The sequence below is a fragment of the Paenibacillus sp. P2(2022) genome (genome assembly GCF_029522175.1).
Lineage (GTDB): Bacteria > Bacillota > Bacilli > Paenibacillales > Paenibacillaceae > Paenibacillus > Paenibacillus polymyxa.
Genome location: NZ_JAKWFI010000006.1, coordinates 75,088 through 98,454 on the forward strand (window position 1 = coordinate 75,088; position 23,367 = coordinate 98,454).

The following is a 23,367-nucleotide window of genomic DNA, read 5'->3' on the forward strand; positions in this document are numbered from 1 at the left end:
ATACGCTCTTAACCTTTCCCAAAACCCATCTGAATATTATGAATCGTTTGACGCATACTTTGAACATCCAAAAATACTAGGGAGGCATGCACAATATGAATTCGCGCGCCATATTAGTTAACCTGCTGGTAATCATCATTATTCTGGCAGGAGGTGGAGCCGCCGCCTATTACTACAATCAGTCCGCCAACTACATAAAAACCGATAATGCCCAAGTGAGCGGACAAGCGGTTACCGTTGCCTCTCCAAGCGCGGGCAAGCTCACAGGTTGGAATGCTGAAGTTGGTAAGACGTACACCGCTGGCAGCACGCTGGGCAGTGTTGAAGGAGGCGGAAGCCGAATTAGCGTTACGATTCCAACTGATGGTACCGTTGTGCAGCAAACGGCTGTCAACAACTCGATAGTCGGGGCGGGTACACCTTTAGCGAAAGCCTTTGATCTGAACAATCTTTGGATTACTGCCAATATAGACGAAACGGCCGTGCAGGATCTCCAGGTAGGTCAGACCGTAGACGTGTATATTGATGCTTACCCGGATACGTCCCTGAGCGGTAAGCTCGAAAAGATCGGTCTGGCGACCGCCTCCACCTTTTCACTGCTGCCTACTTCCAATACCACTGCCAACTATACCAAGGTGACGCAGGTCGTGCCTGTTACCATTTCCATTCAAGGTTACAAGGGGCTGGGAATTATCCCGGGAATGAGTGCGACGATCAGAGTTCACAAGTAGGAGGCTGTCATGGATCAAAAAATGTCCGTCGGACGCATTCTGTCCGTGCTGCTGCTAGGCGCCTTCATTTCGATTTTGAATCAAACGTTGCTGAACGTGGCGATTCCGCACTTGATGAATGATTTCAATGTGTCTGCCACAACCGTTCAATGGCTATCCACCGGATATATGCTGACCAACGGGATTTTGATTCCAATCACCGCTTTTCTCATTGAGTCATTCGGGACACGTGCACTGTTCATATCCGCGATGGGGTTATTTACTGCCGGGTCTGTCGTCTGCGCTGCCAGCACCGGCTTCGCGCCTATGCTGGTTGGACGCGTGATTCAAGCCAGCGGTGCGGGCATCATCATGCCTGTGGTGATGAACGTGTTCCTGACTGTATTTCCTCCCGAAAAACGGGGGGCTGCTATGGGAACCATGGGGATCGCCATGATGTTTGCTCCGGCGGTAGGACCCACTTTATCTGGCTGGATTGTGGAGCACTACAGTTGGCGGCTGCTATTTTTGTTAGTAATTCCGCTGGCGATCATTGATATTCTGTTTGCTGTGCGCTGGCTCAAAAATGTGTCCAAGCTGACAAAACCGCATTTTGACCTGCTGGGAACCATTTTTTCCACCCTTGGTTTTGGCCTTCTGTTGTATGGCTTTAGTTCAGCTGGAGACAAGGGCTGGAGCAGCAATACAGTTATACTCTCGCTCGCTTTCGGGATCGTGTTTATTGTGTTTTTTGTCGTGCGTGAGCTGAACATGTTGGAGCCTATGCTGGAATTCCGTGTATTTAAATACGATATTTTTACGGTATCTACGCTGGTTGGGGCTACGGTCAATATGACCATGTTCGGCGGGATGCTGCTACTGCCGATCTATTTGCAAAATATACGCGCCTTTACACCGCTGCAATCCGGTCTGCTGCTGTTGCCGGGTGCACTGCTGATGGGTGTGATGTCACCGATATCAGGGGCAGTATTCGATCGTATTGGCGCGAGACCGTTGGCGATCATCGGGCTAATCATTACGGCAGTCACGACATGGGAATTCAGTCTGCTGACCGATGCCACCACCTATGGACATATTATGATCATCTATACGATTCGCAGCTTCGGGATGTCACTGCTGATGATGTCCGTCCAGACGGAAGGGCTCAACCAGTTGCCTCCACATCTCGGCAGCCATGGTACTGCCATGTCCAATACAGTACGGCAAATCGCCGGATCTATCGGTACCGCTTGGCTCATTACTGTAATGAGCAGCCGGACTACGGTTCATATGGCAGATTATGCGAATGTCGCTACCACAGCCAATGCCTCTGTAACGGAAGGCGTATCACAACTGGGACAAACCCTCGCACAAACAGCGGGTATTTCTGCGGAAAGCGGCTCTGCACTCGCGATACAACAGGTATACGGAAGGGCTGTTACAGAATCGACGATCCATGGCATTAATGATGCCTTCATCATTGCAACCGGAATTGCACTGGCGGGATTACTGTTTTCCCTGTTCTTGCGGCGGTCTACACCGCGTCGTAGATAGGCGTACAGCAGTCGCGATTAGAAGTATGAGATAAACTTTGCCTTGCATACAAAATAGACTAACACTACTAAAGAAAGAAGGAGCATTCATCCCCCTTGGATGTATGAGGGTTGAATGCTCCTGACTGTTTGTAATCTTGTGATTTGTGAATTGGTTTATAGTCTTATGACCGCAATAAGCGCAGGCCGTTCAAAATGACAAGCAGTGTACTACCTTCATGCCCAATGACCCCAAATGGCAGGGCTATATTTTGCACAAAATTACTGATCACCAGCAGCACAATGACACTTACCGCGAAGATCATATTTTGTTTGACCACTCGCTGCGCCTTGCGCGCCAGTGATATCGTCGGAGCAATCTCCTCAATTCCGTCGTTCATTAGCACCACGTCTGCGACCTCCAGGGCTGCTCCGCTGCCATGCATCCCCATGCCTAGCCCTACGGTTGCTGCGGTCAAAGCCGGAGCATCGTTCACACCGTCGCCGACCATGACGACATGCCCGTATTGCTCCCGCAACATGCGAATATGACTGACTTTGCCCTCCGGCATTAAGCCGGCATATACGGCGTCGACTCCAGCCTGTGCCGCGATCACGGCTGCCGTTTCCGGGCGGTCTCCGGTCAACATGACGACCCGAATCCCCTGTGCTTGCAGGCGTTTCACAGATTCTCGTGCCTGTGGACGCAGCTCGTCACGTAGCGCCAGCATTCCGACAATCCGATCATCCGCGAGAATGATGGATACGGTTTTGCCCTCGGCTTCCAGTCGTGCTCGACTCTCCACCCACTCTGGCTCAGTCAGAAGACCAGGTTCATCCAGCACGTTCGTGCGACCGATTTTCCATTTTACCCCACCTATAATGCCTTCCATCCCCCATCCGGTAAGGGCCTGCACTTGCTCGGCTGTGAGCAGCTCTCTCTGTCCCAATTCAGCTTCGGCTTTGGCTACAATCGCTCGCGCCAGCGGATGTAAGGAATAGCTTTCGATTGTCGCGACAATGTGCAATAGCTCATCAGCATCGTAATCTGGGGCGACAATCCAATCCGTGACCACAGGTGAGCCCTTCGTTAACGTGCCCGTTTTGTCAAAAGCAACAACCGAAGTTAATGCCATATTCTCCACATGCGCGCCACCTTTGAACAGGATGCCCCGCCGGGCACGATTGGAAATGGCCGATAGCATCACCGGCATAATGGATGACACGAGCGCACAAGGTGAGGCTACGACAAGGAACACCATCGCCTTGTAAAAAGCCGCTGCCCACGTCCAGCCTAATGCTAGGGGTGCACCCACAATGACGATCAGCGTGACGGCAACAACAATTCGGGCGTATACCGATTCGAATGTTTTAATAAACCGCTGGGAATCGGGAACCTCGGTCCGGGCCTCTTCTACCATACGAATGATTTTTGAAAATAAAGTATCTTCCGAGGACTGGCTGACCTCTACATATAGCACGCCTTCTCCATTAATGGTGCCTGCATATACTTCGTCACCTGCCTCTTTGTTTACCGGAACAGATTCCCCGGTAATGGATGCCTGATTCACGGCTGACACGCCCTTGGAGATTCGACCGTCCGCCGGAATTAGTTCGCCGGGCTTAACCAGCAGCAGGTCGCCTGGTAACAGCTGCTCAATGCCAACCGTTTCTGTTCCGTCGTGAGACAAGCGCAAAGCCGTTTCCGGTTTCAACGCCATGAGCTCGGAAATATCCTTACTGCTGCGCTCGGTGGTATAGCTCTCAAGCGCACCGCTGAGTGCAAAAATAAAGATCAGCATGGCTCCTTCATTCCAGTAGCCAATGGCCGCAGCTCCTAAAGACGCAGCGATCATAAGTAAATTAACATCCAGATCATGTTCTCGGATCAGGGTTTCAATCCCTTCTCTGGCTTTGGACCAGCCTCCAAGGGCATAAGACACTACATAGAGAATGATGGATAGCCATTGCCACCAATGTGAGACTCCCCATGCCATCAGCATTAGCATTCCACTGCCTAGAGCAGCCTGCATCTCCTTATTTTTCAGCATGCTTTTGAGCTGAAATTGCGGTTTGCGATTGGGACCGGGTCGTCCGCTGCCACTGTTTTTTGAAAGTGTTCGGTTAGAGGGAGACAACGTATCTTGTAATCGTTGAACTGCTTGCATCTTGTCACGTTCCTTTCCATTTTTGGTTCCTTGTACTTGCATCTCATTGAGAATGATATCCATTGTTAAGTGCCCTAAAATAGCACATGCTGCTTCGGGAAGCCCGAAGCAGCATGTTTGGCAATGAGAATGATAATCATTTTTGCATCTATACAATTATTTTGCTTTAGAGAAACTTTTGTTTTATTATATACCCTTCCTTTTCCACTTGTAAACTGCTAATAGCCTAAATAAAAAAAGATACCCGCGCAAACAACGCAGGTATCCTCTATCCTCTATATTTCAAAGCGTTCTATTCAGGGTTTGCAAAATTCGATTCCAGTCGCTCCAAAGTGCAATATATAGACGAACTAGACCATTTCGATCTATATATTGTTCATTGAAAGTCGCTTACTGGATCTTTGCAAAATCCTCTATCACATGAATTCAGGTTATCTTCAGACTATAGTGGAAACTTCCACGCATGGGTGTGTGCAGTTTCTGAAGTGTGTTGACGATTGGCTTGCTGTTGCAGTCTCCAACGCGCAGCCGCGAGGCGCACAGCAGGAACTGTTGAATCCGAGCAAATGACCCCCGTCAGTTCGTTCTCCCAGATCCAATTCCCATCCAGGGACTTGTGAATTTCATCTATCGCCACCCATATAGGAAGCTCGGGCTTTACACGCCGAACAGCTTCCATTATGCGTTTTATCGTATCATTAGCATTCTCATGACCATCAACAACGGATGGAATCAGCGAATCCCCAGCTCTGTTACCATCAGATGGAGCTGGTGTGACTTCTAAAATGACCGTATCGGCAAAGCGTGCCAAATCTGCGGCTTGAGCCGCCTGCTTGGTCTGTCGTGCGCTCACTTCGAACATGCTATCAGCATTGGCCGACTTTTCCGACTGTACGGATTGCTCACTCCATGTATGGCCTGCATTAGGCACCAAACTTGCATCAATCGTCAAAAGTACGCCTACCCGATATGGAACGCACCGCAGGCGCCCACACAACGTTTGCTCGGCAACGCCGTCAATCCAGTCTCGGATAGTCTGAAACTGGTTTACGTCAGCCGGATTGCGCACCATAATCTCCAGCCGTGGTTCTCCCCCCTGGCGCATACTCCGCAACGCTGCACGCAGTAATGCCTCCAGCTGCATATCCTGCAGGCTTCCGATGCCCACTGCATTGTTTTGCTCAGTCAAAGCTATAGTCAGCGGCAATCCGTCCAGCAACTCAAACAAGCCCTCGTAATCTGTTTCCAGCAGGCCAATAATTCGTCGGGACAGGTGCTCACACAATCCAGGCAAACCAGATGCTTTATTAAATGATGTGTACGTATCGGATGCACGGGAACCAGGGACAAGGATGGGATCGGGCTCCCCGTCAGGGGCATGAATCTTTTGTCCAGACTCTGCCGCTTCCAAATAGGCATAGCATAATTCCCTCACGCGGCCGGATGCCAGTGACAATGGACCATGCAGCAGACTATAACCGTCAAGACTACCTATTCCTGATGCTTCCTCTGTACTTTTACGACTCATACTTGCAGGAGCATCCGCATAAAGCCGTATGGAGGTGTCGCTGTATTCATCGCTCCATTTTAGTAGTGTGTCCATGGCTTGCACTGTATCATTGCCGTTACTCAGCATCGGCTCTCCAAGTAATTCCGGGTTTGCAGCCAGCAATGCCTCCGCTCGACTGATTGCACCCTGCTCGGCTAAACTAACCAGCCAGCCCAATGGATCTTCCTCCTGTGCAGCAGATACTTGATGGCTTCCTGCTCTTAGCGTCTCCATAGCCAATCTCCGTGTAGTAGACTCCATACCTGGCTCTGGAACGTTGCAATCCCGGCTGTTTATGCCACCCAACAGCTCTGCGAATACATGCATCAGTTTAGCCTCCATGCTAGTAATCCATCCTTTCTTTCGTCAGCAAGTTGGCACACACGAATTCGAGTACCCCTCCAAATAAAGAAAACGCTTACTAATTACTGACCAACCGAATGTTACATGGGTCTTACTTATAAAGTCCCTACCTTAAACGTATTAGACCCTCCCCACATTTATACATCTCTGCACAACTACGATATATGAGAAAAATAGGTCTCTATACTGCTGAAAGCACATGTCTACACAAAAAAGGCTGCTATAAAAACACCCCCTGTTTTCATAGGATGTCTACATCCAATGTTAACGGGGGTGTTCCCTTTTTATTCGTCAGAACCAAACTTCAGCACACGCATCACATTTAATACGGCTAGCAATGTTACACCTACGTCGGAGAATACAGCCTCCCACATAGTAGCAATACCAAACGCGCCCAATGTGAGAAATACTGCTTTGACACCTAGCGCAAATATAATGTTTTGCCATACGATACGGCGTGTGCGTTGGGCAATATGAATCGCCGTCACCAGCCTTGAAGGCTCGTCGTTCATGATTACGATATCTGCTGCTTCAATCGCAGCGTCGGAACCCAAGCCGCCCATCGCTACACCAACATCTGCCAAGGCAAGTACAGGTGTATCATTAATTCCATCGCCTACAAACAAGATTTTATCGCTCGGTTTTTTACTTGCAGACAACTGCTCAATGGCTTCGGCTTTATGCTGAGGCAACAGTTCTGCCCGTACTTCATCCAGACCTAACTGACGTCCTACAGCCTCGGCAACTGTCCGATTGTCACCTGTTAGCATGATGGTTTTGACCACCCCCAGCTTTTTCAGCGAAGCAATCGTTTTGGCCGCATCCTCCTTAACCTCATCCGATATCAGAATGCAGCCAGCATACGTTCCGTCTACAGCCACATGTACGACCGTTCCTTCATCCATTGGCCCTGCTTGCTGCGCCACATTAAAAGCAATACGCTCCCGCTCCATCAGCTTAGCGTTTCCGGCCAATACCTTGTGCCCATCGATCTGGGCCTGAATCCCGTGGCCGGATATTTCGCTATATTGCTGCACTCGCTCCGTTTGAAGTTCATTGCCATAAGCTTCACGCAAGGAAGCTGCGATAGGATGCGTGGAGTGCATCTCGGCCAATGCAGCAGTCTCCAGCAGACTTTCCTTCGTAAAAGCTTCGGCAGGATAAATCTCGGTCACGTGGAACACACCTTTGGTGAGCGTACCTGTTTTATCAAAAACAGCGTATTTTACATGATTCAGGGCTTCAAGATAATTACCGCCCTTGATCAGCACACCTGAACGGGAGGCTGCCCCGATTCCGCCAAAGAAGCCCAGTGGAATGGACACCACCAGCGCACACGGACAAGAAATAACGAGGAAGACAAGCGCACGATATAACCAATCTGCAAACTGTGCACCCGGCACAACAAGCGGAGGAACAACTGCCAACAACAACGCTACAATAACCACTACAGGAGTATAATATCTGGAAAATTTCGTGATAAACTTTTCAGTCGGCGCTTTTTTGGCACTCGCATTTTGCACCAGTTCCAAAATTTTAGAGACCGCAGATTCACTAAAATCCTTGCTGACCTCTACCGTCAGAAGTCCGTTCGTGTTCACAAATCCACTCATCACACTGCTTCCCGGCTCAACGGTACGAGGCACAGATTCACCGGTCAACGCCGAGGTATCAACATGCGATTTACCTTCTACAACCTTACCATCCAGCGGGATCTTCTCACCCGGCTTGATTACGATCAAATCTCCAATACGGACCTCTTCTGGAGACACCCTCCGTACGGACTCAGCGGTCTTCAGGTTGGCATAGTCTGGTCTAATATCCATCAGATCGCTGATGGACTTGCGTGAACGGTTAACCGCAATGCCTTGGAATAGCTCTCCAATTTGATAAAAGAACATGACAGCTACGCCTTCGGGGTATTCCCCAATAGCAAATGCACCCACCGTAGCCAGCGTCATCAGGAAATACTCGTCAAAGGCCATTCCACGCACCAAGCTACGTGCAGCCTGCAAGACAACATCACCGCCAACGATGATATATGCCACTAAAAATAGAGCCAGCTTGCCCACACCTTCAACAGGTAACCACCAGGCAACAGCTGCAATAACCGCTCCTATGGACAGACGCGCAATCATACGGCGCATACCGTCCGTACCATGATCATGCGTATGCCCGGCATGGCTATCATCATCATGCGAGTGCGAATGTGAGTGAGCATGGGTAGCTTCACCATGATCGTGCACTGCATGGTGATTGTGATGTACGTGTGTATGATTACCGTGGTCGTGCCCATCGTGCGCGCCATGCGCTTCATGGCTGTGGCCACCATGACTGTGAGCACCATGCTGTCCATCATTGTGATTATGTCCTTCACCATCATGCTCATGACCACATGCGCAATCCTCTGTGCAGCTTGCCTGTGCGGCACCAACGCTGCTTCGGCTATCTTCGCGCAGGCGTCCACCGGCACTTTTGGCAACCATCCGAACATGAGGCTCAAGTCTGTGAACTTTCCGTTCCGTTTGGCGAAAAACCTCTTCTTTTTGATCCGAAGTTGTGGTCATCGTCAACGTTTTTGTTACAAAATTGACGGAGCAATCCAGAACCCCTTCTATTTTACTGACTCCATTTTCAATTTTGAGAGCACAGTTGGCGCAATCCAAACCTTCCAAAATCCATTCATGCCGTTCATTTCTTTTTAGAGCATCCATAATAATTGGCCTCCAATTATCTATATATGAGCAACTGTTCATATATTATTTGTTAAGGTCATTATATTCAGGTTTAGGGGTAAAAGTCAATGATCATAGCCCTTATTAACAAAAAAAATCGACTTCAATGGACAAGCACCAAAAGAGCGCCAATTGCTTGGCGCCCTGCTGTTGGTTTGTCAAAAATCATTGATGTGATATGTGCTGATGGGTTTGCAAAAAAATCTGCTCCACATGATTATCATCCAGTGAATAAAACACTGTCTTGCCTTCCTTGCGTCGTTTGACAATACGCAGGTTGCGCAAATAACGAAGCTGGTGGGATACCGCAGATTGGCCCATGTTCAACACCTGTGTTAAATCATGAACACACAGTTCCTTTTGGGCCAGGGCATAAATCAGCTTAATCCGTGTCGGGTCACCTAGCGCCTTAAACAGCTCCGACATTTTGTATGCGATGGAATCCTCAACAAGGGAAGATTTTATGCGCTCAATTTCCTGATCTGAACCGTGACAAGCCGGCTCGCAATCCAAAGCTTCCGTTTCAGAATTCATCCTTTTCACCCCGTGTATTTCGACTTGATGCTTCTATTATAGCAAATTCGTAGAATTTACGAATAGCTTATATTACAGCTTGCCCTGTAACGGAAATTTTCTTATTTCAACGTTTTTAATACTTCATCACGGTAAGGAATTATTTCTTTTATCTGTTGATCACGCAATTTTACTGCAAATGCCGGATCAACCAGCAATGCACGTCCAACTGCAACCAGATCAACTTCCTCTCGTTCTACTAGCCCCATGAGTTGTTCTAATCGAGCCTCTACACTACTGGATTGATCAGTCTGAAGACTATTATTTTTTTCCAGATCACTCAGAAAGGCCTTCTCCAAACCAACAGATCCCACCGTAATCACTGGCTTGCCTGTTATCTTTTTCGTCCAAGCTGCCAGATTTAGATCTGAGCCTTCAAATTCCGGTTCCCAGAAACGGCGACTTGAACAATGGAATACATCCACTCCGGCCTTCACTAATGGAGCAAGAAACTGTTCAAGTTCCTGTGGTGTCTGTGCCAGCTTTTCTCCATAATGGTACATCTTCCACTGGGAGAATCGCAGTACAATTGGAAAATCCGGACCCACTGCACGGCGACAAGCTTCAATAACCTCGACCGCAAACCGGGTCCGCTGAACCAAATCGCCTCCATATTGATCGGTACGCTTATTGGTTTTATCCCAAAAAAATTGATCTATTAAATAGCCATGCGCTCCATGAAGTTCAATGCCGTCAAACCCCACCTGCTTGGCATCGGTAGCGGCCTGAGCAAAGGCTGCGATGATATCCGCAATTTCCGCCTCCGTCAATGGCTCAACTACCTTTTCTCCGGCGGGAGAAATACCCGAAGGACCGACAGGCAATGCCTCGGGATTCGGTTGGTTATCCGCACCTATTTTCCGGGCCGTACCCACATGCCAAAGCTGCGGTATAATTTTGCCACCTGCCGCATGGACCTCCTCTACTACCTTGGCCCACCCCTTTAACCCTTCACCATAAAAGTTAGGGATGCCTGTGTGCTCCACAGCTGCGGGATGATTGATAGCCGTTCCCTCCGTAATAATCAATCCAACAGCATTTTCCGCACGACGACGATAATACGCAGCAACCTCAGGTCCTGGAACACCTTGGGGAGAAAAATTTCGTGTCATGGGAGCCATAACGATCCGATTGGGAAGCGATAAGTTACCTATCTTAAAAGGTTTAAACAATATTTCGGTGTTCATGACGTTTTCCTCACTCTCCATTAGTATTATCTTTTTCACTCTTCTGTTATACAATTCCATTTTACACACATGCAAACTTGAGTTCAAGAAGCCACAGTTTAATTTCAGCAGGCCCTTTACAAAAAAAGAAGAAGCGGCATAGAGCCGCTTCCTCTTTGTGTTATTTATTAGTGTGCTACCATGTTGTATTCCATAATCCATACAGAACCGCCCACGACGGTCAACAGGATCACTATACCAAAGATTAAAGTCATCACATTCCAACGTGGTCCATTGCTTTCACGGATGTGCATAAAGAAGAATAGCTGAACCAGAAATTGCAGCACTGCCGCGGCTAAAATAACAACCATCGTCGAAGTGCGGCTCAACATATGATTCATAACCACGCCGAGAGGAATGATGGTCAGTACGATGGACAGAATAAATCCGATAACATAGGATTTCACTGAACCGTGAGAATCATCATGACCATGCGAACCTGCTCCTGATTGATGCTGTGCCATCTACATCACCCCCATCAAATAGACAACTGTCAGCAAGAAGATCCAGACAGCGTCCAAAAAGTGCCAGTACAAGCTCAATGCCGAAACTTTGCCCTTCGTCTCTGGAGTAAGTCCGCGTTTTTTCAACTGGAACATAAGTCCAATCATCCAAACCAGCCCTAACGAAACGTGAAGTCCGTGTGTTCCGACCAAGGTGAAGAATGCCGACAAGAACGCACTGGTTCCAAAATTAGCACCTTCATGTACGATTTCAACAAACTCGTAAACTTCAAAACCGATAAAACCAAGACCCAGGATTGCCGTCACGATTAACCAGTTGATTAATCCCTTCATGCTTCCTTTGTTCATAGCCAACACAGCCAGACCACTTGTGAAGCTGCTTGTGAGCAAGAGGAACGTTTCAATAATAACGCCCGTCATGTTAAACAGCTCTGCGCCACCTGGTCCTCCGGCCGTGTTATTCCGAAGGACGACGAAGGTTGCGAACAAGGTACTGAACAGGATTACGTCCGTTACGAGGAAGATCCAAAAACCAAGCATCTTCAATTCTTGCGGATCGTGATGCCCGTGGTCATGATCATGGCTGTGATGTGCTGCAGCTTGTGCCATTATACAGACCCCCTTATTGCCGCTTCCGTGCGTTTTACTTCATCCGCAGGGATATAGTAGTCGCCATCATAGGAGAAGAACGAACGGCAAATCATACAAATTGCTACGCCGATCAGCCCTGGAATATAGAAGAACGACCATCCAAATACGAAACCGAAACCTGCAATGAAAAAGAATACCGACATAATGAATGGAATCGCCGAGTTTTTCGGCATATGAATCGCTTCAATTGGCGGTTGCTTTCTGAAAATACCTTTTGCACGTTTATCTTTTTCTGCCCACCAGTCATCGCGTTCTTCTACTTGCGGAATGGTAGCAAAATTGTATTCCGGTGCAGGTGAAGGAATTGACCATTCCAACGTGTGACCACCCCAAGGGTCGCCAGTTGTATCCTTCAGCTTGCGGTAATTTTTGATACCCAGAAGAATTTGAAGAACCTGGAACAAGAAACCAATCCCCATCAGGAATGCCCCAACGGTTGACACCATGTTAAGCGGCTGCCAGCCAGTATCCCAGCCGTAAGTGCTCAGACGACGTGTCATACCCATCAGACCGAGGGAATATTGCGGAATGAAACATACATAGAACCCGATATTCCAGAACCAGAAAGCCCATTTACCAGGCGTTTCAGGCAATGTGAAACCGAACATTTTTGGCCACCAGTAGTACAGACCTGCCAGGTAACCGAACACTACCCCACCAATCAGAGCAGAGTGAAAGTGAGCGATCAGGAAGTAACTGTTATGGAACTGGAAGTCCGCAGGCGCTACAGATAACATGACGCCCGTCAAACCTGCAATCAGGAAGTTCGGAATAAATGCAATAGACCACATCATCGGAGTTTTAAATTCGAGTTTACCCCGGTACATCGTGAACAGCCAGTTAAATACTTTAACCCCTGTCGGTATTGCGATAACCATCGTCGAAATCGCAAAGAATGCATTAACATCTGCGCCTGATCCCATTGTGAAGAAGTGATGCGCCCACGTGAAGAAGGACAGGATCGCAATAATGAACATGGCGTAAACCATGGATTTGTAACCAAACAATTTCTTTTTAGAGAATACGCTGATAACCTCGGAATAAATACCGAAGGCTGGCAATACTACAATGTATACCTCAGGGTGACCCCACATCCAGATCAAGTTGATATACATCATCGGGTTACCGCCGAAATCAAGGGTAAAGAAGTGTCCTCCTCCAAAGCGGTCAAGGAATAGCAAAGCTAAAGTAACCGTCAGAATCGGGAACGCGAAAATGATAATAACACATGATGAAAATACGGACCACGTAAAGACAGGCATTTTCATCCAAGTCATACCAGGTGCGCGCATTTTAATGATGGTAACAATAAAGTTGATCCCTGTAGCCAATGAACCTATACCGGAAATCTGAATACCCCAGATATAGAAGTTCTGACCGACGCCAGGACTAAATTGCAGTTCTGAGAGCGGTGGATAACTCAACCAGCCTGCATCTGGCGAACCGCCAATAACGAAGGACAAGTTGAACAACATCGCACCCATAAAGAAAAGCCAGAAGCTCAATGCGTTCAGGAAAGGAAACGCAACGTCGCGCGCACCAATTTGAAGGGGTACGGCGATGTTAAACAAACCAAACATCAACGGCATCGCCATAAACAAGATCATGATTGTGCCGTGAGTTGTAAAAATCTGGTTGTAATGCTCAGGATGTAAGAGTGTCACATCAGGTGTAGCAAGTTGAATACGCATCAATAATGCATCCACGCCTCCGCGGAATAACATCAAGATGGCCGCAAGAATATACATAATACCGACTTTTTTATGGTCAACCGTAGTCAACCAGTTTTTCCAAAGCCAGCCCCATTTTTTGAAATAAGTGAGCACAAACACGATCCCGATCGTTGCTAGTGCGATGGAAACGTCCGCTCCATAGATCATCGGGTCTCCAGTAACGAAGAAAGTGGATGCAAACTCTTTTATTTTGTCAAGCATTGGGGGCCTCCTTCCCTATAATCATTTTAATTGTGTCCGCTCATATTCATATGACTCATATCCATTTCGGCATGCTCTTCTGTGTCGGTCTTGGATGAATCTTCTGTGGATGTAGCTTCACCATGTCCAGCATGGGGATTAGAAGAGCCTTCCACTACATACTTGTTGACAATCTCTTTGAACAATCCGTCTGGAATCGAAGAATACTCATCAGGCTGGGACAAACCTGGTTTTGCAAGCGCCAAATAGCCGTCTTTCGTCAGCGGCTTAGACTGCTTCTTGATGTCAGCGACCCAGTTTTTATACTCTTCATCCGACTGGACTTCTACATCAAAACGCATTTGTCCAAAATGCTCACCGCTAAAGTTTGCACCCGAGCCAAAGTAAGTTCCTTCGTGATCGGCCTGCAAATGCAGTTTCATGGCCATGCCTGACATGGTGTAGATTTGACCGCCCAATTGCGGAATCCAGAACGAGTTCATCGGAGCGTCAGCAGTCAGTTCAAAACGGACTGGAACACCTTTAGGAATGTGAACTTGGTTAACTGTAGCTATACCTTCCTCTGGGTACATAAAGAGCCATTTCCAGTCCAATGAGGTTACTTGAATCGTTACTGGCTTTTGCGTGCTTGCAATCGGCTTGGAAGGCTCCAGCATGTAGGTATATCTCGCAGTGATGACCGCAATAATACAGATAACGATAATCGGAATAGCCCACCATGTGGTTTCCAGCTTTTTGCTGTCATCCCAATGGGGTTGATACTTCACCTTGTTTGTTGGGGTGTCGCGATACCGCCAAACGATGAAGAAGGTCAAAATCATAACCGGTACAATTATAAGCGCAGACAATGCAGTTGTAAGAATGATCAGCTCTTTTTGTGCTTGCCCAATTGGTCCTTTCGGATCGAAAACAACGTATTTTCCGCCAGCATAAAAACACGTCCAGATGAGCAATGCTACCGTGAGCACGGTCAAAACCAACGCAATAATCGCTTTTGGTTTTTTGTTCATGTTGTTCCCCTCTCCTTAAAATAGTAAATTACTCAAAACTAACGAACTCCTGTAATGTTGCCCTTATATAAGATAGCAGAAAAGCGGCCACTTTTTTTATTGTTAACAGAATTGTCGATTATTTGTCCGATTTTTGTGAAAAACCTCTCTAAAAATAAAATTTCTCTTGCAAATTCAAAATTTCTTTTTAATTCAAAAATGACATATAAAAACGTTAATTATGCATCTTGAAGTATCTTAAAAAAGCTATACTAAAGCAAAAATCGGGACTCCTTACAGTTATCATCCTACACTGCTCGAAGCCCCGCGCTGTTGTTTTCGTTATCAGTTTTACATCATCTTTTCAATTGTATTAACGATGTCCGTTCTCTTGGTCTTCCTTCTTGCGGGCAATGACAAATGATTTCCCGATTAGAAAAATGAAAATTCCGGCAGCAAAGGCGCCAATGCCTGTCATTAGATAGATATTACGATCGGTTAAATTCCCTATATCAAGCAAAATAAGAATAATACCTACAATGCAAGCGATCAAAGAAATAACAGATACCGTGCGGCTCATTTGGTTATCCCTTGATCCTGATTTTCTAAAATTCGAAGCCATACCCTCCACTCCCTCTAGTTTAAAATGGTTAAAAAGTGCCTTCGCCAAGTATTTTTTTCAGTATGCACATTTTTTATTTTTTTATTCTTGCCGGCCTCTATATACTAGAACCATCTGTAATTCATCTTGGCTATTATTACCCCAGAGGACCTCCTATTTAAACAAACGGGAGCGGAGGCAGACCTAAATTTGCTTTATATTCAGATCATTTCTCTTTGTTTAGCGTCTAGTCTCCAACCAGTTATTACTTACTACATTTCGATACCAATAGTAACTTTCCTTGGGGGTGCGGACCTGTGTGCGAAAATCGACATGAATCATGCCAAATCTCATATTATACCCCTCTGCCCACTCAAAATTGTCCAAAAGTGACCATGCCATATAGCCTTTAACATGAAGACCATCATGAATTGCCCGGTGCACCTGCACCAAATGCTGCTGCATGTAGGAAATTCGACGATCATCTTGCACCTTTCCGTTTACGACCTCATCATTGATACAAGCCCCGTTCTCTGTGATGTAAATATCGATGTTACCGTATTTTTGCAAATAATGTAGTACCTCATACAGCCCACGTGACTCCACCGGCCAGCCGATATCTGTTACAGGTAGTCCCATATTGATTTCTTCAGATTGAAGAAATCCTGCCTCCGGATTAAATCGATTAACCGACATACTATAATAATTGATACCAATCATATCAATTGGCTCACCGATAATGTCCATATCTCCATCTTGTATAGGTACGGTAGCTCCCTGTTCCGCAAACCAGTCTACCAAAAACTGAGGATACGAGCCTTGATAAATAGGCTGGAGAAACCAGTCACTGTGCAGGGAAATCGTGCGTGCACAAGCCGCTTTATCTTCCTCAGAAGTGCTGTAAGGAACAGCCCAGGAGACATTTGGGGCGATACCGATCTGGCCACTGGTGCCAAGCTCGCGGAATCGGCGTACAGATAGGCCATGTGCAACCAGCAGATGATGTCCTACATCAATCGCAGTCTGGAGATTCGTCAGACCCGGGGCATGAACTCCCAGCATATTGGATAAAAAGGCGATGCACCACGGTTCATTGAATGTCAGCCAATGCTGTATTTTACCGTGAAACTCACGGAACATCGTTTCCGCAAACTGGACAAATGCCTGAATTGTGCGACGATTTCCCCACCCTCCGGCATCCTGTAGCGCCTGAGGCAGATCCCAGTGATACAGTGTACAAAACGGTTCAATTCCGTTGTCATTCAACAAATCAACTACACGATGATAATAGTCCAATCCCTCTTGATTGACTTCACCATCACCATTAGGGAATATACGTGGCCAGGACACCGAGAAACGATATGTACGAATGCCCAGCTCCTTCATGAGACGGATATCTTCTTCGTAACGATGATAGCTGTCACAAGCTACATTGCCGTTATCACCGTTGAACACTTTGCCAGGCGTATGGGCAAAGGTATCCCAGATCGACAACCCTCTCCCATCCTCCTGGTAAGCCCCCTCGATTTGGTAGGCGGCCGTTGCGGTACCCCACATAAAGTCCTGCGGAAATTGAAAAATAGTCATTGTGTCTAATCTTCCTCTCCCTCAATTATAATCGTATATTCATTCGTTATTTCCTGCTTTTTGGTAAAAGTCCATGACAAAATAAATCCTCCGTGCTTGGGATCAGGCTGAGCCTGACGATCATCAACGCTAAACGGATGTGCACTGCGAATCGTACAGCTTCCCGTCTGGACCGATGCGGTAAGCTCCGCACGGACGAGCCGCGAACCGGACCATTCCATGCTGACCGTAATTCCGCCACGCCCTTTCAAGCCGCTGACCCGTCCTTCAGGCCATGCCGATGGCAGGGCAGGCAATAGCGTCAGCTCGCCTGGGCGGCTTTGCAGCAGCATTTCTGCTATGCCTGCCGTCGCACCAAAGTTACCGTCGATCTGAAAAGGCGGGTGAGCGTCGAATAAATTAGGGTAGATCGATCGCGACAGCAACGTGCGAACATACCGATGCGCAGTGTCGCCATCTTCCAGCCGGGCGTACAGGTTAATCAACCAGGCACAGCTCCACCCGGTATGACCGCCACCATGATCGAGCCGGCGGCGTAGCGATATGCGAGCCGCCTCAGCCAGCTCTGGAGTATCACGGATATGGATCTGTCGGCCGGGGTAAAGCCCGTAAAGATGCGAAACATGTCGATGCCCAGGCTCCGCTTCCTCAAAATCGACCATCCACTCCTGTAACTGACCGTGACGGCCGATTTGATAGGGTATTAATCGTTCCCGTGTCTCTTCGCAGCGTCTACGGAACTCATCGTCTAACTCCAACAGATCCGCGGCCTGAATACAGTTGCTCAATAGCTCCCGAATCAGCGTCATGTCCATCGTAGAGCCCATGGATATACTGCAATCCTCGCCTTCGGGCGTGATGAATTTATTTTCAGGCGAAGTGGAGGGGGACGTTACAAGCCGACCATCCGGGCCCTCCACAAGCCAGTCTAGGCAAAAGGCCGCCGCCCCCTTCATAAGCGGATAAGCCTGTTCTGCCAAATAGGTTGTATCCAAGGTGAACAGATAACGCTCCCATAGGTGAGCGGTCAGCCATACACCCCCAAGCGGCCAAAATGCCCAACTGGCATGGCCATCTGACGGTCCGGCGTTTCGCCACACATCAATATTGTGGTGAGCTGTCCATCCTTGAGCCCCATAATTGATGGAAGCGACCCTGCGTCCCGTACGACCGACTTCTCCAATCATGTGCAGCAATGGCTCATGGCACTCGGCAAGATTACACACATCTGCGGGCCAATAGTTCATCTGTGTATTAATATTGGTTGTATAGTTACTGTTCCACGGCGGCTGTACCCGGTCATTCCAGATGCCCTGAAGATTGGCGGGCTGACTGCCCGGACGTGAACTGCCCATTAGCAAATAACGGCCATATTGGAATAACAGCACTTCCAGCCCCCGGTCTGCCTGACCTTTCTGATAGCGTTCTAATCGCAGATCCGTCGGGAGAACGGACTCGTCAGTTAGCGTGTCACTTCCCAGTTCTAATGCAACACGGTCAAACAGCTTCCGGTGATCCTGCTCATGGCGTTGCCGCACCTGCTCACTTCCTAGCGAAATCGCTCCGTCTAGAATGACTTTGCATGCTTCTGCCGACTCTGTTGCATCACTATTCGGCATAGCCTGAAATCCCCGAAATCCGGTAGCCGCTGCCAAATACACCGTGATTTTATCCGCGTCCGAGATGATCAACGCTCCGTCATCCCTCGTCGTCAAGGTTCCTCCCTCGGGAATAACCCTCGCCTGAACTGCAAAAGCCATCCCCAAATCATTTTCGTAAACGACAGACTGTGGATGATCACCGTGATAATTAGATTCCACATGACTGGGCGCTCGTCCAGTCAACGTAATGAAGTCCCTGGTCGGTTCCTCGGATGGATCGTTATCGTTGGCTCCTTTGCAGGAATCACCAAGCGCATCCTCTCCAACTTCATCCTCACAAGGATGGGGGGTAGTCATACGCACAGATGCATGGATTTTTCCGACCTTATTCGCAGTCAGTGACACCATAATGACTCCATCATGTGCACTGGCGATAACTTCGCGAGTATAGTGGACTCCATCACTCTGAAAAGTGACCACTGCCGTTCCGGTCTGCATATCCAGTTCCCGTTCATAATGCGCAATCTCCCCTAGGTTATCCTGTGTAATCCACAAATCTCCTAAAGGCTGGTAGGCTTCTGTATCTCGACCCAGCATGTTCGAATTAATCAGTTGCTCTGCTTCCTTGTATTTTCCATCTGCAATCAGCTTTCTGGCAGGCTCTAAATATCGCAATGCATCATACTGAACGCCATCTCTGGGAAATCCGGACCAGAGCGTATCCTCGTTTAATTGCAAATGCTCCTCTCTGATCCCGCCAAATACCATAGCTCCCAGCCGTCCATTGCCGACTGGCAATGCTTCCTCCCATACCTCAGCAGGCTGGCGATACCATAACCGTAGGGACTGTGGTCTTTCGCCTTTCGTCAACTCAAACCCTCCCTCATCAAGGTCAGACAAAGCGCTGAACCCCATATTGCACATGGCGCATGCGCTCTGTCACTCCGAGATTTCAAAGTTTGGAAAATATGGACTCGTTATTTAGCAGCCTTCCCACTCCATAACTCCACTCTGTCCTTCACCAGTTGCGTGTATTGCTGTTCCATTTGGACAGCTCCGGCGGCATCCAGTTCTTTAATCATGTTGTCGTATACCGTATCAAAATTGGAAACTGGTGTTAAAATGGCTTCCGGTATACGTTTGCGGATTATGTCTGTCGTCTTTTTAAATGTAACGTTATAGTTGGATTCATTGTCTGTCGTCAGGTTATAGGCTGCGCCCCAAGGCTTCACATCAAATTCTTCTTTTCCTGGAAACAGTTCCTTCCACGTTTTTACGCCATACGCTTTCATTGATTCTTTCTCCGGCTTCGAATAAGCCGCGATAATTTGTTCCGGGAATTTGGCAGTGTAGTAGTTACCCGTAGAGTCCTTCACTCCGTCACCATAGTGTCCGCTCATTAATGTGTACAAGTCTATTCCAGTGGATTTATTGAAGCTGGTTGTATTGTTCGTTTTTTGATCCAATACATCGGCAGGAATGACGCGTTTGCCGTCTTTGATTTCATAGTGCTTGCCTTCGATTCCCCAGTTCACTAGCACCTGTCCTTCATCGGAAGCTAAATAATCCAGAAATTTAATAGCCCGCACCGGGTCCTTGCAACTTTCCGTAATCCCTACACCATAACCGGACGCAAAACCTGTATCCTGAAAGGAACGATCCTTGTACTCCTCTGAGAGTGTAACTGGAAAATGCGCGTAACTGGCATCAGCCTTGCCTGACGCTTTTAATGCATTTTCGGCATCCTGATAACCCCACTCCTGGTCGATCAGACCCAGAACACGACCGCTGGCAATTTTGGATTTGTATTGATCGCTTTTTTGCACAAACGAATCTTTATCGAGCAGCCCTTCATTGTACATGTGGTTTAACCAACGGAAATATTCTTTTTCTTCCGGACGTTTGTAATGAAGCTTGGCTTCAAAAGTTTTGGGATCAATAAAATATTCACCATCATCCGGCGCTCCAGTTGTCTGGAAGGCAGGGTTCGTTACGGTAATCATAATTCTCCAGTCGTCCGCATCCAGCGTGAGAGGGATCGTTTTTTTGCCATTAATCGTCGGATGTTTGGCTACATAGGTTTTGAGCACGTTTTCAAAATCCTGCAATGTTCTTACCTTGGGATATCCCAGCTCCTTGAGCACCTTATGCTGAATTTCAAATCCCCCCGTCGCGTCAAAACTCTCCTGTCCCACCCCTGCATACGTAGGAATAACATAGATGGCTTGATCCTTATTGCTGTATTTCAGCCGATCCATATAGGGGCCGTATAGCTTTTTGAGATTGGGTGCGTGATCGTTGATCAGATCGGTCAGATCAATCATAGCCCCCGCATCCACAAGCTTGCTAATATTTGCTTTAGGAGAGACCAGGTCTGGGTATTCCCCACTTGCTGCCATCAAAGCAATCCGGTCATCCCCACCTCCGCCGCTGACATCAAATTCCGCATTCAAGGTTACACCTGTTTTCTTGGTGATTTCCTTGCCTATTTCATCTTTCATTCCATTCCATTGCGGGCTTGTATCTGCTCCGAAGAAGCTAAACGTAATTGGGTCTGTGCCGCTGGATGAGCCTTCTTTCGCTGTTTTATCGCTTCCACCGCAACCTGCGAGTGCGGCAAGTGATACGGCGAGCAAGGGAATCAGTGCAAATCTGGACCAGTGTTTTTTCATGTTCAAAACCTCCTGCATTTCTAGGATTTTATCGTTGTGGATTGACTGCTACGATTGGATTGTTATGATTTAACAGCTCCCAGTGTCATACCGCCTACAAAATATTTTTGTAGGAATGGATATACGAGCAAAATCGGAAGCGTGACGGTAATCGTGATTGCCATTTTAATCGACTCTGGCGAAATTTGAGCCATTTGCTTAGCCATATCGTTGCTATTCGCCATATTGGCGCCGCCTTGCTGCGTACTTTGCAGTATCTTCATCAGCTCAAATTGCAGTGTTGTCCACTGCGCGGCGGTTCCATTGTACAAGTACGTATCAAACCATGCGTTCCATTGATTTACCGCTAAAAAAAGGGCAATTGTCGCCAGCACAGGCTTGCACAGCGGTAAAATAATCTTCCAATATATCGTAAAGTCATTGGCTCCATCCAGCTTGGCAGACTCTTGTAGCGCATACGGCAAACCATCCATAAAGGAACGAATGACAAAAACATTAAACGCGCTGATCAGCCCCGGAAAAATATACACCCAGAACGTGCCCAGCAAATGTAAATCACGCATCAAAATAAACACAGGCACCATTCCGCCGGAAAAATACATCGTCAACGCCAGAAACGTGGATATGAACTTGCGCGCGCGGAAATCGACCCGACTCAGCGTAAATGCAAGCATAGAAGCACAGATGAGTCCCAGCACCGTTCCAACTACTGTACGTAAAATCGATACCTGCAGACCCCGAAGCAGGCCATCGTACTGGAAAATCGTTTTGTAATTTTCGAGTGTAAACTGACGAGGCCATATATAAATACCGCCACGAACCGTGTCCGTCGAATTGTTCAGGGAAATCGCTAGTACGTTCAGAAACGGGTACAGCGTCAACACCACGATCAGAGCCATGAGGATATAGTTGAACAGGTCAAACAGCTTTTCTGACCGTGTAGCATTAAATGCCTTATTCGTCATTTCGCTTCTCCCTCCCTACATGATGCTTTCTTTGGTCAGTTTTTTGAATATACCGTTCGCCGTAAACAACAACAGAATGCTAACCAGTGAGTTGAAAATGCCTATTGCCGTCCCGTAAGAGAAGCGGCCCAGATTAATCCCGTAATTCAGTGCATACAAATCCAGCACTTCCGAATAATCCGTTACGAGACTGTTGCCAAGTAAGAACTGCTTTTCAAAACCATTGCTGACCAGATGTCCAATCGCCATAATAAACAGAATGGCGATGGTCGAGCGGATACCTGGCAATGTAATATGCCACATCTGTCTCCAGCGGCTGGCCCCATCCACACGTGAAGCTTCATATTGTTCCTGGTCAATTCCGGTGATGGCAGCTAAATAAATAATCGTATTCCAACCTGTCTCTTTCCATATGTCGGAAGCGGTTACAATGTACCAAAACCAACTCCCCTTAGCCATAAACTGAATCGGTTCATCCACAATATGAAGCGCTACCAAAATATCGTTAACAATTCCACCGTCAATGGACAGCATTTTCGTCACCAATCCGGCCACAACTACCCAGGATACAAAATGCGGGAGGTAGGATACTGTCTGCACAACTCGCTTGAACAGCATACCACGCAACTCATTTAGCAGAATTGCAAAAAAGATCGGTACAACAAAACCAAAAACAATACCCATCAGGCTCATTGCCAGCGTATTTCGTAATACCAGATAAAAACGTTCATCCTGAAAAAGCTCAATAAAGTTGTCTAACCCTACCCACTTTTGATCCCAAAACGATTTGGCTGGCTTATATTTTTGAAACGCCATTGTCCATCCCCATAGTGGAAAATAACTGAAAACAAACACCCATATGACGAAAGGAATGGACATAAAATAAAGGTACTTTTGCTGTTTCACACTGTTCCACAGGCCTTTTTCACCGCGTTCGGGCTTCGATCCGCGAGCCTTACGCGGTCTTCCCCGATTGGATTCAGGAATCACAGCATCAGCGTTGGAAGCGGTTTCAGTTGAAGATCCCATAACAAGCTCCTCCTCATC

Annotated in this window: 17 protein-coding genes; 2 read left to right on the forward strand and 15 right to left on the reverse strand. The window is 47.5% G+C overall.

From position 1 onward, the window contains the following. Positions 1-95 precede the first annotated feature (95 nt). Both MMB75_RS19035 and MMB75_RS19040 read left to right on the forward strand, forming a co-directional pair. A complete protein-coding gene (locus MMB75_RS19035) occupies positions 96-731 on the forward strand; it encodes an HlyD family secretion protein (RefSeq protein WP_016820318.1) in 636 nt (211 codons plus the stop codon). 9 nt (positions 732-740) lie between these two features. Then, entirely contained in the window at positions 741-2,264 is a 1,524-nt protein-coding gene (locus MMB75_RS19040) for a DHA2 family efflux MFS transporter permease subunit (RefSeq protein ID WP_016820319.1), read from the forward strand. A gap of 163 nt (positions 2,265-2,427) precedes the next feature. On the opposite strand, the gene MMB75_RS19045 is transcribed toward MMB75_RS19040, so the two are convergent. The 15 genes from MMB75_RS19045 to MMB75_RS19115 all read right to left on the reverse strand — a co-directional run bounded on the left by MMB75_RS19045 (position 2,428) and on the right by MMB75_RS19115 (position 23,349). Then, positions 2,428-4,410 carry a heavy metal translocating P-type ATPase gene (locus MMB75_RS19045; RefSeq protein ID WP_045245031.1) on the reverse strand — a complete coding sequence of 661 codons (1,983 nt, stop codon included), beginning with the start codon at positions 4,408-4,410 and terminating at the stop codon, positions 2,428-2,430. A gap of 442 nt (positions 4,411-4,852) precedes the next feature. Continuing rightward, the gene (locus MMB75_RS19050; protein ID WP_039276223.1) at positions 4,853-6,301 is read right to left on the reverse strand and encodes a PEP-utilizing protein; all 1,449 of its coding nucleotides are present in this window, start codon (positions 6,299-6,301) and stop codon (positions 4,853-4,855) included. A gap of 305 nt (positions 6,302-6,606) precedes the next feature. Beyond that, on the reverse strand, positions 6,607-9,036 hold the full coding sequence (locus MMB75_RS19055) for a heavy metal translocating P-type ATPase (protein ID WP_039276225.1): 2,430 nt from the start codon (positions 9,034-9,036) through the stop codon (positions 6,607-6,609). A 186-nt stretch (positions 9,037-9,222) separates the two neighbouring features. Further along, entirely contained in the window at positions 9,223-9,591 is a 369-nt protein-coding gene (locus MMB75_RS19060; protein WP_007432172.1) for an ArsR/SmtB family transcription factor, read from the reverse strand. A 101-nt stretch (positions 9,592-9,692) separates the two neighbouring features. Continuing rightward, entirely contained in the window at positions 9,693-10,817 is a 1,125-nt protein-coding gene (locus MMB75_RS19065; RefSeq protein WP_173426145.1) for an NADH:flavin oxidoreductase, read from the reverse strand. Positions 10,818-10,984: 167 nt separating this feature from the next. Next, on the reverse strand, positions 10,985-11,320 hold the full coding sequence (gene cyoD, locus MMB75_RS19070; protein WP_016820324.1) for a cytochrome o ubiquinol oxidase subunit IV: 336 nt from the start codon (positions 11,318-11,320) through the stop codon (positions 10,985-10,987). Then, positions 11,321-11,929 (reverse strand): cytochrome o ubiquinol oxidase subunit III, encoded by a 609-nt coding sequence (gene cyoC, locus MMB75_RS19075; protein WP_016820325.1) that lies wholly within the window; start codon positions 11,927-11,929, stop codon positions 11,321-11,323. After that, positions 11,929-13,905 carry a cbb3-type cytochrome c oxidase subunit I gene (locus MMB75_RS19080; protein ID WP_013373105.1) on the reverse strand — a complete coding sequence of 659 codons (1,977 nt, stop codon included), beginning with the start codon at positions 13,903-13,905 and terminating at the stop codon, positions 11,929-11,931. Before MMB75_RS19080 ends, cyoC begins: the two co-directional genes overlap by 1 nt. Positions 13,906-13,931: 26 nt before the next feature. Continuing rightward, entirely contained in the window at positions 13,932-14,915 is a 984-nt protein-coding gene (gene cyoA, locus MMB75_RS19085; RefSeq protein WP_039276228.1) for a ubiquinol oxidase subunit II, read from the reverse strand. Between the two features lie 352 nt (positions 14,916-15,267). Next, positions 15,268-15,516, reverse strand: coding sequence for a hypothetical protein (locus MMB75_RS19090; RefSeq protein WP_016820327.1), 249 nt, complete (start codon positions 15,514-15,516; stop codon positions 15,268-15,270). A gap of 219 nt (positions 15,517-15,735) precedes the next feature. Beyond that, positions 15,736-17,082 (reverse strand): GH1 family beta-glucosidase, encoded by a 1,347-nt coding sequence (locus tag MMB75_RS19095; protein WP_025365850.1) that lies wholly within the window; start codon positions 17,080-17,082, stop codon positions 15,736-15,738. Between the two features lie 5 nt (positions 17,083-17,087). Further along, complete coding sequence (locus tag MMB75_RS19100) at positions 17,088-19,553, reverse strand: glycoside hydrolase family 95 protein (protein ID WP_039276230.1); 2,466 nt, start codon at positions 19,551-19,553, stop codon at positions 17,088-17,090. A 107-nt stretch (positions 19,554-19,660) separates the two neighbouring features. Then, positions 19,661-21,355 (reverse strand): ABC transporter substrate-binding protein, encoded by a 1,695-nt coding sequence (locus MMB75_RS19105; RefSeq protein WP_277509842.1) that lies wholly within the window; start codon positions 21,353-21,355, stop codon positions 19,661-19,663. A gap of 62 nt (positions 21,356-21,417) precedes the next feature. Beyond that, entirely contained in the window at positions 21,418-22,320 is a 903-nt protein-coding gene (locus MMB75_RS19110; RefSeq protein ID WP_016820331.1) for a carbohydrate ABC transporter permease, read from the reverse strand. Between the two features lie 15 nt (positions 22,321-22,335). Beyond that, a complete protein-coding gene (locus MMB75_RS19115; RefSeq protein ID WP_025365852.1) occupies positions 22,336-23,349 on the reverse strand; it encodes an ABC transporter permease in 1,014 nt (337 codons plus the stop codon). Between the last annotated feature and the right edge of the window lie 18 nt (positions 23,350-23,367).

Bases quoted from the DNA above. Each gene is read 5' to 3' on its own strand.
- MMB75_RS19090 (WP_016820327.1), bottom strand. From the start codon at position 15,516: ATGGCTTCGAATTTTAGAAAATCAGGATCAAGGGATAACCAAATGAGC.
- MMB75_RS19105 (WP_277509842.1), bottom strand. From the start codon at position 21,355: ATGAAAAAACACTGGTCCAGATTTGCACTGATTCCCTTGCTCGCCGTA.
- cyoD (WP_016820324.1), bottom strand. From the start codon at position 11,320: ATGGCACAGCATCAATCAGGAGCAGGTTCGCATGGTCATGATGATTCT.
- MMB75_RS19095 (WP_025365850.1), bottom strand. From the start codon at position 17,082: ATGACTATTTTTCAATTTCCGCAGGACTTTATGTGGGGTACCGCAACG.
- MMB75_RS19045 (WP_045245031.1), bottom strand. From the start codon at position 4,410: ATGCAAGCAGTTCAACGATTACAAGATACGTTGTCTCCCTCTAACCGA.
- MMB75_RS19050 (WP_039276223.1), bottom strand. From the start codon at position 6,301: ATGGAGGCTAAACTGATGCATGTATTCGCAGAGCTGTTGGGTGGCATA.
- MMB75_RS19110 (WP_016820331.1), bottom strand. From the start codon at position 22,320: ATGACGAATAAGGCATTTAATGCTACACGGTCAGAAAAGCTGTTTGAC.
- MMB75_RS19060 (WP_007432172.1), bottom strand. From the start codon at position 9,591: ATGAATTCTGAAACGGAAGCTTTGGATTGCGAGCCGGCTTGTCACGGT.
- cyoC (WP_016820325.1), bottom strand. From the start codon at position 11,929: ATGGCACAAGCTGCAGCACATCACAGCCATGATCATGACCACGGGCAT.
- MMB75_RS19035 (WP_016820318.1), top strand. From the start codon at position 96: ATGAATTCGCGCGCCATATTAGTTAACCTGCTGGTAATCATCATTATT.
- MMB75_RS19115 (WP_025365852.1), bottom strand. From the start codon at position 23,349: ATGGGATCTTCAACTGAAACCGCTTCCAACGCTGATGCTGTGATTCCT.
- MMB75_RS19080 (WP_013373105.1), bottom strand. From the start codon at position 13,905: ATGCTTGACAAAATAAAAGAGTTTGCATCCACTTTCTTCGTTACTGGA.
- cyoA (WP_039276228.1), bottom strand. From the start codon at position 14,915: ATGAACAAAAAACCAAAAGCGATTATTGCGTTGGTTTTGACCGTGCTC.
- MMB75_RS19065 (WP_173426145.1), bottom strand. From the start codon at position 10,817: ATGAACACCGAAATATTGTTTAAACCTTTTAAGATAGGTAACTTATCG.
- MMB75_RS19055 (WP_039276225.1), bottom strand. From the start codon at position 9,036: ATGGATGCTCTAAAAAGAAATGAACGGCATGAATGGATTTTGGAAGGT.
- MMB75_RS19040 (WP_016820319.1), top strand. From the start codon at position 741: ATGGATCAAAAAATGTCCGTCGGACGCATTCTGTCCGTGCTGCTGCTA.